The 18,314-nt window shown below is 37.6% G+C and carries 15 protein-coding genes; 12 read left to right on the top strand and 3 right to left on the bottom strand.

Going from position 1 to position 18,314, the window contains the following annotated elements:
• Nucleotides 1–32: 32 nt before the first annotated feature.
• Together ytrI and CQ058_RS13830 are read right to left on the bottom strand one after the other, a co-directional pair.
• Nucleotides 33–536 (bottom strand): sporulation membrane protein YtrI, encoded by a 504-nt coding sequence (gene ytrI / locus CQ058_RS13835; RefSeq protein WP_002190855.1) that lies wholly within the window; start codon nucleotides 534–536, stop codon nucleotides 33–35.
• A complete protein-coding gene (locus tag CQ058_RS13830; protein WP_002015507.1) occupies nucleotides 533–946 on the bottom strand; it encodes a YtrH family sporulation protein in 414 nt (137 codons plus the stop codon). The genes ytrI and CQ058_RS13830 overlap by 4 nt, the downstream gene beginning before the upstream one ends.
• A 42-nt stretch (nucleotides 947–988) precedes the next feature.
• Here CQ058_RS13830 and dnaE point away from each other — a divergent pair, with 42 nt between their 5' ends.
• From dnaE to CQ058_RS13790, 8 genes are all read left to right on the top strand, one after another.
• The gene (gene dnaE / locus CQ058_RS13825) at nucleotides 989–4,321 is read left to right on the top strand and encodes a DNA polymerase III subunit alpha (RefSeq protein WP_002129365.1); all 3,333 of its coding nucleotides are present in this window, start codon (nucleotides 989–991) and stop codon (nucleotides 4,319–4,321) included.
• A 133-nt stretch (nucleotides 4,322–4,454) separates the two neighbouring features.
• Nucleotides 4,455–5,663, top strand: a complete 1,209-nt coding sequence (gene ystJ, locus CQ058_RS13820; RefSeq protein ID WP_161793975.1) for an NADP-dependent malic enzyme — start codon at nucleotides 4,455–4,457, stop codon at nucleotides 5,661–5,663.
• A 14-nt stretch (nucleotides 5,664–5,677) separates the two neighbouring features.
• Nucleotides 5,678–6,322: a FadR/GntR family transcriptional regulator gene (locus CQ058_RS13815; protein ID WP_002015502.1), complete on the top strand. Its 645-nt coding sequence runs from the start codon at nucleotides 5,678–5,680 to the stop codon at nucleotides 6,320–6,322.
• 185 nt (nucleotides 6,323–6,507) lie between these two features.
• Nucleotides 6,508–7,377, top strand: coding sequence for an acetyl-CoA carboxylase, carboxyltransferase subunit beta (gene accD / locus CQ058_RS13810; protein WP_002015500.1), 870 nt, complete (start codon nucleotides 6,508–6,510; stop codon nucleotides 7,375–7,377).
• Nucleotides 7,365–8,339 carry an acetyl-CoA carboxylase carboxyl transferase subunit alpha gene (accA, locus tag CQ058_RS13805; RefSeq protein WP_000818787.1) on the top strand — a complete coding sequence of 325 codons (975 nt, stop codon included), beginning with the start codon at nucleotides 7,365–7,367 and terminating at the stop codon, nucleotides 8,337–8,339. The genes accD and accA overlap by 13 nt, the downstream gene beginning before the upstream one ends.
• A 128-nt stretch (nucleotides 8,340–8,467) precedes the next feature.
• Nucleotides 8,468–9,427, top strand: a complete 960-nt coding sequence (gene pfkA / locus CQ058_RS13800; protein WP_002034288.1) for a 6-phosphofructokinase — start codon at nucleotides 8,468–8,470, stop codon at nucleotides 9,425–9,427.
• A gap of 53 nt (nucleotides 9,428–9,480) precedes the next feature.
• The gene (pyk, locus tag CQ058_RS13795) at nucleotides 9,481–11,238 is read left to right on the top strand and encodes a pyruvate kinase (RefSeq protein WP_002015497.1); all 1,758 of its coding nucleotides are present in this window, start codon (nucleotides 9,481–9,483) and stop codon (nucleotides 11,236–11,238) included.
• Between the two features lie 242 nt (nucleotides 11,239–11,480).
• The gene (locus CQ058_RS13790; protein ID WP_002088939.1) at nucleotides 11,481–11,870 is read left to right on the top strand and encodes an FxsA family protein; all 390 of its coding nucleotides are present in this window, start codon (nucleotides 11,481–11,483) and stop codon (nucleotides 11,868–11,870) included.
• 474 nt (nucleotides 11,871–12,344) lie between these two features.
• On the opposite strand, the gene ytvI is transcribed toward CQ058_RS13790, so the two are convergent.
• Nucleotides 12,345–13,463: a sporulation integral membrane protein YtvI gene (gene ytvI, locus CQ058_RS13785; protein WP_002129361.1), complete on the bottom strand. Its 1,119-nt coding sequence runs from the start codon at nucleotides 13,461–13,463 to the stop codon at nucleotides 12,345–12,347.
• Between the two features lie 420 nt (nucleotides 13,464–13,883).
• Between ytvI and CQ058_RS13780 the strand changes: the two genes are divergently transcribed.
• The 4 genes from CQ058_RS13780 to mdh all read left to right on the top strand — a co-directional run bounded on the left by CQ058_RS13780 (nucleotide 13,884) and on the right by mdh (nucleotide 18,291).
• Nucleotides 13,884–14,345 (top strand): DUF441 domain-containing protein, encoded by a 462-nt coding sequence (locus CQ058_RS13780; protein ID WP_000625507.1) that lies wholly within the window; start codon nucleotides 13,884–13,886, stop codon nucleotides 14,343–14,345.
• A gap of 419 nt (nucleotides 14,346–14,764) precedes the next feature.
• Nucleotides 14,765–15,880: a citrate synthase gene (gene citZ / locus CQ058_RS13770; protein WP_012261808.1), complete on the top strand. Its 1,116-nt coding sequence runs from the start codon at nucleotides 14,765–14,767 to the stop codon at nucleotides 15,878–15,880.
• Nucleotides 15,881–16,040: 160 nt separating this feature from the next.
• Nucleotides 16,041–17,333 (top strand): NADP-dependent isocitrate dehydrogenase, encoded by a 1,293-nt coding sequence (gene icd / locus CQ058_RS13765; RefSeq protein ID WP_002088934.1) that lies wholly within the window; start codon nucleotides 16,041–16,043, stop codon nucleotides 17,331–17,333.
• A 19-nt stretch (nucleotides 17,334–17,352) separates the two neighbouring features.
• Complete coding sequence (gene mdh, locus CQ058_RS13760; protein ID WP_002034284.1) at nucleotides 17,353–18,291, top strand: malate dehydrogenase; 939 nt, start codon at nucleotides 17,353–17,355, stop codon at nucleotides 18,289–18,291.
• Nucleotides 18,292–18,314: the final 23 nt, after the last annotated feature.

Raw genomic sequence — 18,314 nt, 5'->3', positions numbered from 1 at the left:
AGAGAAGGAGAGGCACTGAAGCCCTCCTTTTTTTATTTTTCTTTCTCTATATCAATACTAATTTCAAGTACGGTATCAAAAGAGACTGTGTCTACTTTAAAGCGGTATATACGATCGTAATGTTTGTACGTTTTATTTTCGATGACTTTTTTGAGCAGGTCTTTATTTTTTGCGATGCTTTGAATGTTTTTCGTTAAAAGATGCTGGAGATCATTATGGATAGAAGTGGTCATGTTTTCAAGTGTAAGATTGTCTAAATTATATTTTTTTCGATTTATAATTTTTATTTTGATTTCTTGAATTGTTAAGAGCCGTTTATTTTCTGTGTTCAATTTCTCTTGGTCTTCGAGAAGGACGTGGAGTTTTGCTTCTTGTTTTTCGATAATTTCTTTTTGTTCTGCTATTTTACTAGTTTGTTCTTCTTGAAAAACACCGTATATGTACAAAAAAACAAACCAGCTCAACACTCCTCCAACAGCAGCACCAGCTAAAACTAAATACCACCTTTTGGCTGTATTGGCGCTGGGTACTCTCATACATGTTCCTGTGTAAGCCATTTAATAATAATAAGACCAGTTTGCATACCGCCAGTTGCAAAAAAAATAAGGAGAATTTGTTTTACGATATCTTTCATATCTCCGCCAAAGAAGCTTCTTTCAAAGCTATAAAAGGTATCGAACGTTCCGCCAATTGCTGCAACGAGTGCCCAAATTCTTAAATTTTGGGCGAATTGATTAATATAAGTTAGAGTTGGTTTTCCGATGAGAAATGCACCAAATCCGCCAATTAATGAACCACCAAGTATAACTCCAAAGGCAATAAAATAACTAATAATAAGCAGAGAGAAAAAAGTATGTTCTCTTACATCCATCGTCATTCCCCTTTCTTCTTCATATATATGGACAAAGTATGAGAAGTATGTTTTGATTTCCGCTTTCCTCATCACCTATAATAAAAGTAGTCACATAGGTAAAGAGAGGGTACAACAGTGAAGTTTGTGCATTTACAATGTCAAACCGTTTTTAGTTTATTAAAAAGTGCTTGTAAAATTGATGAGCTTGTCATTCGGGCGAAAGAGCTTGGATTTTCATCGCTGGCCATTACAGATGAAAATGTTATGTATGGAGTTATTCCGTTTTATAAAGCATGCAAGAAAAATGGTATACAGCCTATTATCGGCTTAACAGCTTCTATTTTTAGTGAAGAAGAAGAAAGGTCTTATCCACTCGTCTTACTTGCTGAGAATGAAATAGGCTATCAAAATTTATTAAAGATCTCTAGCAGCATTATGACGAAGTCAAAAGAAGGTATCCCGAAGAAGTGGCTTGCTCATTATGCGAAAGGGTTAATTGCAATTTCACCAGGGAAAGACGGAGAGATTGAACAGCTATTATTAGAAGACAAAGAGAGTCAGGCTGAAGAAGTAGCTCATACGTATCAAAATATGTTCAGCAATTTTTATATAAGTTTGCAGCATCATGCAATTCAAGATGAACTGCTTTTACAAGAAAAACTGCCTGAATTTATTAATAAGGTAAACGTTCCAGTCGTTGCAACAAATGATGTTCGCTATATTAATCAAAGTGACGCACTTGTTCATGAATGTTTATTATCTGTTGAAGGCGGAACGAAAATGACTGATCCAGATAGACCGAGAATGAAAACGGATCAGTATTATTTAAAGTCATCGGATGAAATGGGAGCACTATTTTCTCATGCTGAGGAAGCGGTTCAAAATACAATAACAATCGCGGAACGTTGCCAAGTAGAAATTCCTTTCCATGTAAATCAATTACCGAAATTTCCTGTTCCATCTAACGAGACGAATGATACGTATTTGCGCCGTGTTTGTGAAGAAGGCTTGCAGAAACGCTATGGTACGCCGAAAGAAGCGCATATAGGACGTTTGGATCATGAATTAAATGTTATTTCTCGTATGGGATTTAGCGATTATTTCCTCATCGTATGGGACTTTATGAAATATGCACATGAAAATCATATTTTAACTGGTCCAGGCCGTGGATCGGCAGCTGGTTCACTCGTTTCTTACGTATTGGAAATTACAGATATTGATCCGATTGAATATGAATTATTATTTGAAAGGTTTTTAAACCCTGAACGTGTGACACTTCCAGATATTGATATTGATTTTCCAGATATAAGACGTGATGAGATGATTCGATATGTGAAAGATAAATATGGTCAGCTTCGTGTTGCTCAAATTGTAACGTTCGGAACTCTTGCAGCGAAAGCCGCAATTAGAGACATTGCTCGTGTAATGGGGCTCCTGCCAAGAGATATTGACATATTTTCAAAACTTATCCCATCAAAGCTTGGTATAACGTTAAGAGATGCATATGAGGAATCGCAATCGCTCCGTGAGTTTATACAAGGGAATCTGTTACATGAGCGTGTGTTTGAAATTGCAAAACGTGTAGAGGGATTACCGCGTCATACGTCTATTCATGCAGCTGGCGTTATTATGAGCCAAGAACCGTTAACGGGAAGTGTAGCGATTCAAGAAGGGCATAACGATGTTTATGTTACGCAATATCCAGCTGATGCATTAGAAGAACTTGGATTGCTCAAGATGGACTTTTTAGGCTTACGTAATTTAACGTTACTTGAAAATATTATAAAATTTATTGTTGAAAAAACTGGGAAACAAATTGATATAAGAAATTTACCTCTGCAAGATGAAAAGACGTTTCAATTGTTAGGAAGAGGGGATACAACAGGTGTATTCCAGCTTGAATCAGGTGGTATGCGAAATGTACTTCGTGGGTTAAAACCGAATGAATTTGAAGACATAGTCGCTGTTAACTCGTTATACAGACCAGGACCGATGGAACAAATTCCAACCTTTATTGAATCGAAGCATGGGAAAAGACAAATTGAATATTTACATCCGGATTTAAAGCCGATTTTAGAAAGAACATACGGCGTAATTGTATACCAAGAACAAATTATGCAAATCGCATCGAAGTTAGCTGGATTTTCGCTTGGAGAAGCGGATTTGCTGCGCCGTGCAGTGAGTAAAAAGAATCGTGATATTTTAGATCAAGAACGTAAGCATTTTGTTCAAGGTTGTTTGGAAAACGGATACGATGAGACATCTTCAGAACAAATTTATGATTTAATTGTAAGATTTGCGAATTACGGTTTTAACCGAAGTCACGCTGTAGCTTACAGTATGATCGGATATCAGCTTGCATATTTAAAAGCAAATTATACGCTGGAATTTATGACTGCGTTATTATCAAGTGCAATTGGAAATGAAGATAAGATTGTGCAGTATGTACGAGAAACGAAGCGGAAAGGTTTTCACGTTTTACCGCCGTCTCTTCAGAGAAGTGGTTACAACTTCCAAATAGAAGGGAATGCGATTCGATATAGTTTACTTTCGATTCGGAATATCGGGATGGCTACCGTGACGGCATTACTCGAAGAACGAGAGGAAAAAATGTTCGAAGATTTATTTGAGTTTTGTCTTCGTATGCCATCAAAATTTGTAACAGAGCGAAATTTAGAAGCGTTTGTCTGGTCTGGTTGTTTTGACGGTTTTGGTGTTTCGAGGACGACGTTATGGAGAAGTCTTAAAGGAGCGTTGGAGTATGCAAATCTTGCACGTGATTTTGATTTAGGGGATGCTGTTCCGAAATCAAAATACGTACAAGGAGAAGAGCTATCCTTTATTGAACAGTTAAATAAAGAGAAGGAAGCACTCGGTTTTTATTTATCTAGCTATCCGACAGCGCAGTATGCGGAGCTAGGAAAAGAATTAGAAATTCCCTCTCTTGCTCAGGCGATGCGACATAAGAAAAAAGTACAAAGAGCGATCGTATATATAACAAGTGTGAAAGTTATTCGTACGAAAAAGTTGCAAAAGATGGCGTTTATTACATTCTGTGATCAAAATGATGAAATGGAAGCCGTTATTTTTCCAGAAACGTATATACATTTTTCGGACAGGTTACAAGAAGGTGCAATCGTTTTAGTTGATGGTACGATCGAGCAAAGAAATCATAAGTTGCAATGGATCGTGAATGGACTATATCCGCTAGAAGAAATGGATGTTTATGAAGGAATGAAAGAAGCATCTGTTTACGTGAAATTGCCGTCTCAATATGAAAAAAAGCTTGTAAATCAAGTTACAAAAATATTGTTTGATTATTCAGGTTTTACGAAAGTACTAATTTATTATGAAAAGGAACATAAAATGGTACAATTATCTCGAAGTTTATCGATTCATCCAAGTGAAGAATGTCTAGGAGCACTTCGTGAAATTGTCGGTGACGAAAATGTCGTTGTGAAAATATAATGGACAATTTCCCTACACTTCGATTATTATAGTAGTAGTGTTCGTGGTCAGACCACTTGGAGAAATTGATATCAGCAAGCATAATTTGAGGAGAGTGGATAGTTTGTCAACACTTCGTGAAGAAGCACTTCACATGCATAAAGTGCATCAAGGAAAATTAGAAACTGTATCAAAAGTAAAAGTAGAAAATGCAAAAGATTTAAGTCTTGCATATTCTCCAGGGGTTGCAGAGCCTTGTAAAGAAATTTATGACGATAAAAGTAAGGTATATGAATATACAATGAAGGGAAATATGGTAGCAGTTGTGACAGATGGAACGGCTGTACTTGGTCTTGGTAACATTGGACCTGAAGCATCTCTTCCAGTAATGGAAGGTAAAGCTGTATTATTCAAGAGCTTTGCTGGTGTAGATGCATTCCCGATTGCCTTAAATACAAACGATGTAGATAAAATTGTTGAAACTGTAAAATTAATGGAGCCAACTTTTGGCGGTGTAAACTTAGAAGATATCGCAGCGCCAAACTGCTTCGTTATTGAAGAACGTTTGAAAAAAGAGACAAACATTCCAATATTCCATGATGATCAACACGGAACAGCTATCGTAACAGTAGCAGGCCTTGTGAACGCGCTGAAGTTAGTTGGAAAGAAAATGTCTGACATTAAAGTTGTCGCAAATGGTGCAGGTGCAGCAGGTATTGCAATCATTAAACTTTTATACCGCTATGGTGTACGTGACGTTATTATGTGTGACCGTAAAGGTGCAATCTATGAAGGTCGTCCTGTCGGTATGAATCCGGTGAAAGATGAAGTTGCCAAATATACAAATAAGAGTCGTATAGAAGGTTCTTTAGCTGACGTTTTACAAGGTGCGGACGTATTCATTGGTGTATCTGCAGCAGGTGCATTAACTGAAGAGATGGTTCGTACAATGAATGACGATGCAATTATTTTTGCAATGGCGAATCCGGTTCCAGAAATTATGCCAGAATTGGCAAAAGCAGCGGGCGCAGCTGTTGTTGGAACAGGTCGTTCTGACTTCCCGAACCAAGTAAATAATGTACTAGCGTTCCCAGGGATTTTCCGCGGTGCACTTGATGTACATGCGACACAAATTAATGAAGAAATGAAGATGGCAGCTGTACAGGCCATTGCAGAGCTTGTATCAGAGGATGAGTTGAATGCAGATCATATCATTCCAGCACCATTTGACGCGCGTGTAGCGCCTCAAGTAGCGGCTTACGTTGCGAAAGCAGCAATGGAGACAGGAGTAGCTCGCCGTCAAGTAGATCCAAATGAAGTCGCTGAGAAAACAAAACAATTAGCGCTGATTGGTAAAGAATAAGCGAGGAATTTCCATTGACATCATCAAATACAAAAGTATATCTCGAAATTGTAAAAAAAATCCGTTCCATTATGGAAGAGGATTGTTTAGTAGCGGGGGATCGTTTGCCATCTGAGCGTGAGTTAAGTTCACGCTTAAATGTTGGACGTTCCTCTGTAAGAGAAGCATTACGTGCGTTAGAGCTGGTAGGATTAATTGAAACGAGACGTGGTGAGGGAACGTTTATTCGAAACTTTTACGATAACGGTCTTGTACAATTAATTGCTCCGTTCTTGCTGCAAGATGAGAAAACAATTCGTGATTTATTACAAACAAAACGATTGCTTGAGAAAGATATGATTCGACTTGTATGTAATTTACCGAAAGAAACGTTTTCTGAAGTACTAAGTAAATTACACCAAGTGCTTGAAGAAAATGAAAGCTCAATTCCGGTGCTTCATCAAACGTTCTTTAAAACACTTATTGAACAATTCGATAATTATTTACTCTATCGCATTTGGATGATCGTAAATGATTACGTTGCAACTCTTTCTTGTGAAGTTTCAGGAGATTCTATCGAAATGTATAGAAAGCTTTATGCTACTTTGGAAGTGAAACAAGAAAATGATGCATTAAAAATTTACGATGAATTAGTAGAGAATATACAGTTTCACTCGTAATGTATAAAATTTGTCGAAATGACCATGACACGTTATGACAAACATTCTACCGCATAGCGGTTAAAGTTAAACGTAAAGAGAGAGGTTATTAGACAGATTGAGAAGATAAGGCTAACATCAAACATTGGTGTTAGCCCCATTTTCTTCTTACGCTAACCTTAGCTCTCAATGAAGGGGGTCAAATTGTGCTAAGAGATTTATTCGTGAAAAAGAAAAAGTACGCTGCAATACCTTCAGAACAAGTACGAAAAGATGTACCAGATGGCGTTATGACAAAATGTCCGAAATGCAAAAAAATCATGTATACGAAAGAGCTTCTTAAAAATTTAAAAGTATGCGTGAATTGTGGATATCATCATCCGATGAATGCATGGGAACGCCTTGATAGTATATTGGACGAAGGTTCATTTCGTGAGTATGACAAAGAGATGGTTTCACTAAATCCACTTGAGTTTCCGGGATATGAAGAGAAACTAGAAAACGATCGTAAGAAGACTAAATTGAATGAAGCGGTTGTAACTGGTGAAGGAACAATTGATGACATGCTTGTTGTTGTTGCAGTAATGGATTCTCGTTTTCGAATGGGCAGCATGGGCTCTGTTGTAGGAGAGAAAATTGCCCGTGCGGTTGAAAAGGCATACGACTTACAAGTTCCATTTATTATCTTTACTGCTTCGGGTGGTGCTCGTATGCAAGAAGGGATATTAAGTTTAATGCAAATGGCAAAAACAAGCGTAGCTTTGAAAAAGCATAGTAATGCAGGAGGGTTATTTATTTCTGTTATGACTCACCCAACGACGGGCGGGGTTTCAGCGAGTTTCGCTTCACTTGGTGATTACAATCTTGCAGAGCCAGGTGCACTTATCGGATTTGCTGGTAGACGCGTAATTGAACAAACAGTGCGTGAGAAACTACCGGAAGATTTCCAAACGGCAGAATTTTTACTAGAGCACGGTCAATTAGATGCGGTGGTGCATCGTGATGATATGAGAGAATCACTCCGTAAGATTTTAGAAGTTCATCAAGGGGGGGAAATGGCTGTATGGCAGAGCTAGAATTTGAAAAACCAGTTGTTGAGCTAAGAAATAAGATTCGTGAACTGAAAGACTATACGAAAAACAGCCAGATGGACTTCAGTGAGGAGATTCGTATTTTGGAAGACAAGCTAGAAAAACTAGAGGAAGATATATACGGCAATATGAAAGTATGGGACCGTGTTCAAATTGCTCGTCATGCAGAACGACCGACAACGCTCGATTATATTGAGCACTTATTTACTAATTTTTTTGAATGTCATGGAGATCGCCTATTTGGCGACGATGCAGCGATTGTCGGCGGCATTGCGAAATATAAGGGGATGCCCGTAACTGTAATTGGGCACCAACGCGGAAAAGATACGAAAGAAAATATTCGTCGTAATTTTGGGATGCCTCATCCAGAAGGATATCGAAAAGCACTGCGTCTAATGAAACAAGCGGAAAAGTTTAATCGTCCCATTATTTGTTTCATCGATACGAAGGGAGCTTATCCTGGTAAAGCAGCTGAAGAACGTGGACAAAGTGAGGCAATTGCCCGTAATTTATTTGAAATGGCGGGTTTAACTGTACCTGTTATTTGTATCGTTATCGGTGAAGGTGGTAGCGGTGGTGCGTTAGGTCTTGGAGTAGGAGATTACATTCATATGCTGGAAAATTCCACTTATTCTGTTATTACACCAGAGGGTGCGGCGGCGATTCTTTGGAAAGATGCTGGTAAAGCAAAAGAAGCTGCAGAAGCGATGAAAATTACAGCATTAGATTTGAAAGAATTAGGTGTAATTGACGAAATTATTCCAGAGGCAAAAGGCGGAGCACATCGTAATGTTTTGAAACAATCAGAAAATATAGATTTAATGCTTAAGAAAACTTTTGAACAATTAAGCGGAATTTCGAAAGATGAATTAATCGAAAAACGTTATGAAAAATATATGAAAATTGGGCAAGTTTCGTTTTCAAACGCTTCCATTGGGATAAAATAAGAAAAGCGTGCGTTCCTCTTCGCGAATGCACGTTTTTATTATGAAAAGACACATCTTCTCCATTGTGTTTTTGTATTTTTTCGTGTTATTTTATTATAAGGCAAATAATCTTTATGAGGTGAGTACAAATGAAACGTATTGGTGTATTAACAAGTGGTGGAGATTCACCTGGTATGAATGCTGCCATTCGTGCAGTTGTTCGTAAAGCGATTTTCCATGATATTGAAGTATATGGTATTTACCATGGATACGCTGGTTTAATTTCTGGTCATATTGAAAAATTAGAACTTGGTTCTGTTGGCGATATTATCCACCGTGGTGGTACAAAATTATATACAGCAAGATGTCCTGAGTTTAAAGACCCAGAAGTACGACTAAAAGGAATCGAGCAATTAAAGAAACATGGTATTGAAGGACTTGTCGTTATTGGTGGAGATGGTTCGTACCAAGGCGCAAAAAAATTAACTGAGCAAGGATTCCCATGTGTAGGTGTACCAGGTACAATCGACAATGATATCCCTGGAACAGACTTCACAATTGGTTTTGATACAGCTTTAAACACTGTTATTGATGCAATTGATAAAATCCGTGATACAGCTACATCTCATGAACGTACATATGTTATCGAAGTAATGGGACGTCACGCTGGAGATATCGCATTATGGGCTGGTTTAGCTGATGGTGCAGAAACTATCTTAATTCCAGAAGAAAAGTATGACATGGAAGATGTTATCGCTCGTCTGAAACGCGGTAGTGAACGTGGTAAAAAGCACAGTATTATCGTTGTAGCTGAAGGTGTTGGAAGTGCAATTGACATCGGTAAGCACATTGAAGAAGCAACAAGCTTTGATACTCGTGTAACTGTATTAGGTCACGTACAACGTGGTGGATCACCAAGTGCACAAGACCGTGTATTAGCTAGTCGTCTTGGCGCAAGAGCAGTTGAATTATTAATTGCTGGTAATGGCGGACGTTGTGTTGGTATTCAAAATAATAAACTTGTTGATCATGACATTATCGAAGCGTTAGCTCAAAAGCATACAATCGATAAAGATATGTATCAATTATCTAAAGAATTATCTATCTAATCGGCTTAATGCCTTGTATTTGGGAACGGTTTCATAATTTTCGGAGGTGCAATATGCGTAAAACTAAAATTGTATGTACTATAGGTCCTGCTAGTGAAAGTATTGAGAAATTAGAGCAATTAATGGAAGCGGGTATGAACGTTGCTCGTTTAAACTTCTCTCATGGTAGCCATGAAGAGCATGGAGCTCGTATTAAAAATATTCGTGAAGCTTCAAAGAAAACTGGTAAAACAGTTGGTATCTTACTTGATACAAAAGGTCCAGAAATCCGTACACATGACTTCGTAGACGGACAAGCTGAGCTTGTAACAGGTGCAGAAGTAATTCTTTCTACTGAACAAGTATTAGGAACTGCAGAGAAGTTCTCTGTATCTTATGCTGGTCTTTATGATGATGTTGATCCAGGCTCTCGTATTCTAATCGATGACGGTCTTATCGAACTAGAAGTAATCGAGAAAGCTGACGGAAACATCCGTACAAAAGTATTAAACAGCGGAACTGTAAAAAATAAAAAAGGTGTTAACGTACCAAACGTAAGCATTAAGCTTCCAGGTATCACTGAAAAAGACGTGCAAGATATCGTTTTCGGTATCGAGCAAAAAGTTGATTTCATCGCAGCATCTTTCGTACGTAAAGCATCTGATGTATTAGAAATTCGTGAATTATTAGAAGGGCATAACGCTCAATACATCCAAATCGTACCAAAAATCGAAAACCAAGAAGGTATCGACAACATCGATTCAATCTTAGAAGTTTCTGACGGTTTAATGGTTGCTCGTGGTGATATGGGTGTAGAAATTCCACCAGAAGAAGTACCATTAGTACAAAAACGTCTAATCAAAAAATGTAACGTATTAGGCAAACCAGTTATTACTGCAACACAAATGTTAGATTCTATGCAACGTAACCCACGTCCAACTCGTGCGGAAGCAAGTGACGTAGCAAACGCAATCTTCGATGGAACAGATGCAATCATGCTTTCAGGTGAAACTGCTGCGGGTCAATACCCTGTAGAAGCTGTAACAATGATGGCTAACATTGCGGTACGTGTTGAAAAATCATTACAATATGAAGATATGTTCAAAAAACGTATTAAAGAGTTCACACCAACAATTACAGATGCAATTAGCCAATCTGTTGCGCACACAGCACTTGCTCTTGATGTAGCTGCAATCGTAGCTCCAACAGAAAGTGGACATACTGCGAAAATGATCTCTAAATACCGTCCGAAATCTCCAATCGTAGCTGTAACATCTGACGAGCAAGTAGGACGTCGTCTTGCACTTGTTTGGGGTGTTCAAGCATTTATGTCTGAGAAACGTGCAGCTTCTACTGACGAAATGTTAGATACAGCAATTCAAACAGGTATGGATGCGGGTCTAATCGGACTTGGAGATACTGTAGTAATCACTGCTGGTGTTCCAGTTGCTGAAACTGGTACAACAAACTTAATGAAAATCCACGTTGTTGGTGAAAAAGTTGCTAAAGGGCAAGGAATCGGTCGTAAATCTGCAAAAGGTAAAGTAGTTGTAGCGAAAACAGCTGCTGAAGCTGTAGCGAACGTAAACAAAGGTGATATCCTTGTTACAACAAGCACAGATAAAGATATGATTCCTGCAATTGAAAAAGCTGCTGCTCTAGTTGTAGAAGAAGGCGGTCTAACAAGCCATGCAGCTGTTGTAGGTGTATCAATCGGTATTCCTGTTATCGTTGGTGTAAACGGCGTAACAACAACTTTAAAAAATGGCCAAGAAGTAACAGTTGATGCAGCACGCGGAATTGTTTATAATGGACATGCGGAAGTGCTATAAGAAGTAATACGGAGAGAAGGATCGGAGTCCTTCTCTTTTTTTTACACAAAAAAGGATAGGGATAGCTTTAAATACCTGAAATTGCTTTGAAAAACGTTTATTATAATGTTTAGTGGGAGAGGGTTGTTTGTCCCTTGTGAAGCTTGTATGAGCGTTTTAAGGGGATTGTAAGGGGCTTATAAGGGGTTTTGCAAGGGTGATGCTTTCAAACCTTTTAAATGAAATATGAAGGAGTGCGAGCTATGAAGTGGTTACTGTTCTTACTTATTTTAGTGCCGGCGATTGAGATTACGGTGTTAATAGGGTCGAGTCATGTAATAGGTTTATGGTCTACGTTCGCTATGATTGTATTTACGGGTATTGTGGGTGTATATTTGGCGAAACGACAAGGGTTTAAAGTACTTAGAGAGATTCAATTTAGGCTAAATAGAGGAGAAATGCCGGGTGATGCGGTTCTAGATGGTATTTTTATATTCGTAGGAGGTATTCTTTTAGTACTGCCTGGATATGTGACGGATATAATAGGTTTTATCTTTGTTGTTCCTATAACGAGGGCTTTATTGAAGCCGGCTGTTATGAAGTGGATTGATTGGAAATTTAGAAAGAGAACTACTATTATTGTTCAGAAATAACGCGTAGATTATAGCGATCTACGCGTTATTTTTTTATTTGCTACTTATAGTCAATTGTTAGCTTCCTGCTCGGGTTGGATTTTTGTTAGTTATTAAACGATAGGATGCAGAGGGTTCTTGTGAATGAAAAGTGTTACATTAGGATGATGTTTTTTGCTTGTAGTAAGATTCGACTAGTGAGCAGAAGTTAGACAGGAGAAGAAAAATTACTGATTAAAGGGTTCATCTGCCTTGTTTTGTATATTTATTCACTTACATAAAAAGTAATAAATGTAAGTAATAATTATAAAGTATATAGAATAAAAATGTATTTTTGTCCTAAAATATGCGTTTTTATGCAAAAAAATAAGAGGATTATCCTTTTTTAGGAAATTCTCTTGTAGATGTAGGTAGTACAAAAAAGTACAGTGAATAATCAGTGGGAAATTCCCACTGATTACAGTTGATTTTTTATTGTGTATGAATTAGGAAATATTATTTTGATGGTGAACCCTTAATGAATTTCCATAAGTCGTGGAATACATGAGCTTTGTGTAATGTATTAAGTAGTACTAATATGACTGGACCGATGATTAATCCTAAAAAACCAAAGAGCTTAAAGCCGACAAATAGAGCGATGAGTGTCGCTAATGGATCTAGTCCAATATTAGATGAAAGTACTTTTGGCTCCATGATTTGTCTTTGGACAATCACGACGATGTATAGGATGAGAAGACCGATGGCGAATGCAGTATCGCCTGTGAAAAATACGTATATAACCCAAGGAACGAAGACGGCTCCAGTTCCTAAATACGGGAGTAAATCGACAACCCCTGTAATAATCGCGATAGTAATTGCGTATGGCACGCGTAATATTAAAAGGCCGATTAGTACAATGATAGTTGTCATAGATACGAGTGTAAGTTGCGCTTTAACAAAACCAAACAAAGCTTTTCTTAAATCGACAAAAATAGTTTTTCCGTATCCATGCAAACGATTAGGTAGAAGTTTTCTTACTTTATGAGCAAGACGGTGCCAATCGTAACTAATGAAGAAGGTGGCTAATAAGACGAAGACAAGGACAGTTAAAGTTGTTGGTAATGCACTAATGAAATTTGTTAACCCACTTATAATGGCGGTTAAAAGTTCTTTCATTTGTGTCGTTGCTTCGGTGCCTAAGTTTTGAATGTTTTGTGTAATAGTGTATCGCTGTGGTTCTCCGAGATGATTAAATTTAGAGATTAAATCATCATAGAGAGGCATAATATGATTAAGTGCAAATTGTTGGGCGAATGCAACGATATCTGGAAACTTAACTGTAACAATTTGTAGTAAGTACGTTGTGGCAGATATTGCTTCAGTTACAAGGTATGTAACAAGTCCAACGATAGCTCCGAATACGAGAATTAAGCTAACGAGTACCGCTAATGCGCGAGGGAATTGTAGTTTTTGATTAAGGAAATTGACGACAGGATTAATCAAATAAGCGAATGCAAAAGCGATAATAAAAGGGTAGATAAGGCCTGACATGTACAGCAATGCATAGAACCCAACTACCGTTGCTACAATGACAAATATGAGTCGTAATATCATATATAGTAAGTTTCGGTTCAAAGATGTATACCTCCCATTCCAATTTGGATTATCCTAATTCGTTCAACTTATAACTAGTGAGATTCACTGATCAAAGTTTCACTTTATGTTATAGTGGAATGATGGATTTTTCCTGCTTTTTCAATATATGAGTGACCGGAAAAGCTTGGTGTTGATGCTTCTACTATATGGTAAAAACTTCATTTTCTCTTCTTTTTATTTTACCTGTTTCTTAATAGAAAAGAAAGGAGAGACGACCGTTTTTAAAAATGTATACATGCTTAAATTTTTGATGGTTAGAGTTTCAGTTTGTCATTTTAAAATATGAAAAAAATGAAGTGGTTATTGTTGCATATACATCGATATAGCATGTATAACGATAGGTTTAAAGGTATTTTTGTTTGGAAGCGAGTTCATTATTTTCAGAAAGGAAGTGCAAACATGATTAGTCAGTCAACGTTATTTTTATTCATACTACTTATTATAGGACTTATTGCTAAAAACCAATCGCTTACTGTAGCTATTGGAGTGTTATTCTTATTGAAATTTACGTTTTTAGGAGATAAAGTCTTTCCTTATCTACAAACGAAAGGGATTAACCTTGGTGTAACAGTCATTACAATAGCAGTGCTTGTACCGATTGCGACAGGGGAAATAGGCTTTAAACAACTCGGAGAAGCAGCGAAATCGTATTATGCATGGATTGCTTTAGCCTCAGGTGTGGCGGTCGCTTTGTTAGCGAAAGGCGGCGTACAATTATTGACGACGGACCCACATATTACAACCGCACTTGTTTTTGGGACAATTATAGCTGTAGCTTTATTTAATGGAGTCGCTGTAGGTCCATTAATTGGGGCTGGAATTGCCTACGCAGTTATGAGTATTATACAGATGTTTAAATAAGGAATTTTATAGTAATATAAAATTTTTGAATTCTTTCTGTTCACAAAAGTCAGATAATTGTTTATAATAGGATTAGAAACTTTGAAAAGTTACATAACAGCAGAGACTTTACACCAGATAAAATAAAAACAACATAAAACAATTTTATAATGATATTGTTTTATGTTGTTTTTATCATAAACTCTTCGGAATTCATTTTCCTCACTAACTTGTTGTTCTGAGCGTGAGGATTCGGGGAGACATTCACGCTCATGCTTTCCATGTAAGCAATGGACAATAAGAGGGGAACATCGCAATAAATTTGCATGAACGTGCATTTTGCTTGCCTAAAGAGTGAACGAGCGTTCATAATTTATAAGGGGAGCAAATAGATATAAGGAGCAAGGTTGGGAGAATTTTCAGGAAAAGGAGAGAATGTCATGACTGTTATTCGAGGTTTAGAAGGGGTAGTAGCAACAACATCATCTGTGAGCTCTATTATTGATGATACATTAACTTATGTTGGGTATAATATTGATGATTTAGCTGAGAATGCTACGTTCGAAGAGGTAGTGTACTTATTATGGCACCGCAAGCTTCCTAACGAAAAAGAACTAGCGGAATTTAGTGGAACAGTATCTGAATACTATAAAGTACCAGGTGAGGTTTTAACATATTTGAAACAAGTAGATTTAAAAATCGCGCACCCGATGTCGGTTTTACGAACTGCGATTTCCATGCTATCATTATATGATGAGAGCGCTGAAATAATGGATGGAAAGTCTAATTATTTGAAAGCGGTTAAATTACAGGCTCAAGTCGGAACTTTAATTGCGGCTTATGCAAGAATTCGCAAAGGTTTAGATGTTGTTGAGCCAAGAAAAGATCTATCATTAGCTGCAAACTTCTTGTACATGTTAAATGATCGTGAGCCAAATGAAGTTGAAATTGAGGCTTTTGATAAGGCACTTGTACTTCATGCCGATCATGAGTTAAACGCTTCTACATTTACTGCACGTGTTTGCGTAGCTACACTTTCAGATGTGTATTCTGGTATTACGGCAGCAATCGGTGCATTAAAAGGTCCTCTTCACGGCGGGGCAAATGAAAATGTAATGAAGATGTTAACTGAAATTGGCGAAGAAGAAAATGTAGAATCATATATTCATAATGCTCTTCAAAATAAAGTGAAAATTATGGGATTTGGTCATCGCGTATATGAGCATGGTGATCCACGCGCGAAACACTTACGCGAAATGTCTAAGAGATTATGCGTGCTTTTAGGAGAAGACAAATGGTATAATATGTCTATCAAAATTGAAGACATTGTAACAAAAGAAAAAGGTCTTCCACCAAATGTTGATTTCTATTCAGCTTCTGTATACCATTGTTTAGGAATTGACCATGACTTATTTACACCTATCTTTGCAATTAGCCGTATGTCAGGCTGGTTAGCTCATATTCTAGAACAATATGAAAACAACCGTTTAATCCGTCCGCGTGCTGATTATGATGGACCGACACATCAAGTGTACGTTCCGCTAGCGCAACGATAAGCGAAAAACACTATTTTGATAGTGAAAATACGCTTTCAAAAGTCTGATTTTTTTGGGAAGATATAATGATTAGAATATTTAAATTTGAATAACGGTTTGAACTGAGGGGTTATTCCCTCAGTTTCATACATATGAAATTTCAAACATGGGGGTTATCACATTGACGACAGGTGAAAAAATTACTGTAACTAATGGTGTTATGAATGTACCAAACAATCCGATTATTCCATTTATCGAAGGAGATGGAATTGGTCCTGATATTTGGGCTGCAGCATCTCGCGTAATAGAAGCAGCAGTTGAAAAAGCTTATGATGGTGAGAAGAAAATCGTTTGGAAAGAAGTGCTTGCAGGGGAAAAAGCATTCAACCAAACAGGCGAGTGGTTACCAGAAGAGACTTTAAATTTAATTCGTGAATATTTAATCGCAATTAAAGGTCCACTTACAACTCCAGTTGGTGGTGGTATTCGTTCTCTAAACGTTGCGCTTCGTCAAGAATTAGATTTATATGTATGTCTACGTCCAGTTCGTTACTTTGAAGGTGTTCCTTCACCTGTAAAACGTCCGGAAGATACTGATATGGTTATTTTCCGTGAAAATACAGAAGACATTTACGCTGGAATTGAATATGCACAAGGTTCTCCAGAAGCAGAAAAAGTTCTTGCTTTCTTAAAAGAAGCAATGGGTGTTAATAAAATCCGCTTCCCAGAAACATCAGGGATTGGTATTAAACCAATTTCAGAGGAAGGGACAAAGCGTCTTGTTCGCGCTGCAATTCAATATGCAATTAACGAAAAACGCTCTTCTGTTACATTAGTTCATAAAGGAAACATTATGAAATTTACAGAAGGTGCTTTCAAAAACTGGGGTTACGAAGTAGCGGAACAAGAATTTGGCGACAAAGTATTTACTTGGGCTGAATATGATCGCATTGTTGAAAAAGATGGAAAAGATGCAGCGAATAAAGCGATGGCAGACGCTGAAGTGGCTGGGAAAATCATCGTAAAAGATTCTATTGCAGATATCTTCTTACAACAAATTTTAACTCGTCCACGTGAGTTTGATGTTGTTGCAACAATGAACTTAAACGGAGACTACATCTCTGATGCACTTGCTGCACAAGTAGGTGGAATTGGTATTGCACCTGGTGCAAACATTAACTATGTGACTGGACATGCTATCTTTGAAGCTACACATGGTACAGCTCCAAAATATGCAGGTTTAGATAAAGTAAATCCATCTTCAGTTCTTCTTTCAGGTGTATTATTATTAGAGCACTTAGGATGGAACGAAGCTGCGAATTTAGTAACTGATTCAGTTGAGAAAACAATTGAATCAAAAGTAGTAACTTATGATTTCGCGCGCTTAATGGAAGGTGCAACAGAAGTAAAATGTTCTGAGTTTGCTAATGAACTTATTAAAAACATGGATGTAGCGATAATCAAAAACGCATAATTAAAGCGGGGGGTAAATTATGACAATCAAACGCAAGAAAGTTTCAGTCATCGGTGCAGGATTTACAGGAGCAACAACAGCATTCTTATTAGCGCAAAAAGAACTTGCAGATGTTGTATTAGTGGACATTCCACAGCTGGAAAATCCAACGAAAGGGAAAGCGTTAGATATGTTAGAAGCGAGCCCAGTACAAGGTTTTGATGCTAACATTATTGGTACATCTGATTACGCAGATACTGCTGATTCTGACGTTGTCGTTATTACAGCAGGTATTGCGCGTAAGCCTGGTATGAGCCGTGATGACTTAGTAGCAACAAACTCTAAAATTATGAAAAGTATTACGCGCGACATTGCGAAACATTCACCAAATGCGATTATTCTTGTATTAACAAATCCAGTTGATGCAATGACATATTCTGTATTTAAAGAAGCAGGATTCCCGAAAGAGCGTGTTATCGGTCAATCGGGTGTATTAGATACAGCTCGTTTCCGTACATTTATTTCACAAGAGTTAAACCTTTCTGTGAAAGACATTACAGGATTTGTTCTTGGTGGACATGGTGACGATATGGTACCTCTTGTACGCTATTCCTATGCAGGTGGCATTCCGTTAGAAACATTAATTCCAAAAGAGCGTTTAGAAGCAATCGTAGAACGTACACGTAAAGGTGGCGGTGAGATTGTAGGCTTATTAGGAAACGGTAGTGCATATTACGCACCAGCAGCTTCTTTAGTTGAAATGACAGAAGCGATCTTGAAAGATCAACGCCGTGTATTACCAGCTATTGCGTACCTTGAAGGTGAATATGGTTATAGTGACCTTTACTTAGGGGTACCAGTAATTCTAGGTGGTAACGGAATTGAAAAAATTATTGAATTAGAACTTCTTGCAGATGAGAAAGAAGCGTTAGATCGCTCTGTAGAATCTGTACGTAACGTTATGAAAGTTCTTGTTTAATAATTAAATATAAGTGGAAAAAG

It is taken from the genome of Bacillus sp. MYb56, from assembly GCF_002976445.1.
GTDB classification, from domain to species: Bacteria; Bacillota; Bacilli; order Bacillales; family Bacillaceae_G; genus Bacillus_A; species Bacillus_A mycoides.
Note: the sequence above shows the minus strand (reverse complement) of the source record. Positions and strands in the feature narration are given on the sequence as shown.

Excerpts from the sequence above, each read along its gene's own strand:
- ytrI (WP_002190855.1), bottom strand. The coding sequence starts at position 536 with ATGAGAGTACCCAGCGCCAATACAGCCAAAAGGTGGTATTTAGTTTTA.
- ystJ (WP_161793975.1), top strand. The coding sequence starts at position 4,455 with ATGCATAAAGTGCATCAAGGAAAATTAGAAACTGTATCAAAAGTAAAA.
- accA (WP_000818787.1), top strand. The coding sequence starts at position 7,365 with ATGGCAGAGCTAGAATTTGAAAAACCAGTTGTTGAGCTAAGAAATAAG.
- pfkA (WP_002034288.1), top strand. The coding sequence starts at position 8,468 with ATGAAACGTATTGGTGTATTAACAAGTGGTGGAGATTCACCTGGTATG.
- pyk (WP_002015497.1), top strand. The coding sequence starts at position 9,481 with ATGCGTAAAACTAAAATTGTATGTACTATAGGTCCTGCTAGTGAAAGT.
- CQ058_RS13790 (WP_002088939.1), top strand. The coding sequence starts at position 11,481 with ATGAAGTGGTTACTGTTCTTACTTATTTTAGTGCCGGCGATTGAGATT.
- CQ058_RS13780 (WP_000625507.1), top strand. The coding sequence starts at position 13,884 with ATGATTAGTCAGTCAACGTTATTTTTATTCATACTACTTATTATAGGA.
- citZ (WP_012261808.1), top strand. The coding sequence starts at position 14,765 with ATGACTGTTATTCGAGGTTTAGAAGGGGTAGTAGCAACAACATCATCT.
- mdh (WP_002034284.1), top strand. The coding sequence starts at position 17,353 with ATGACAATCAAACGCAAGAAAGTTTCAGTCATCGGTGCAGGATTTACA.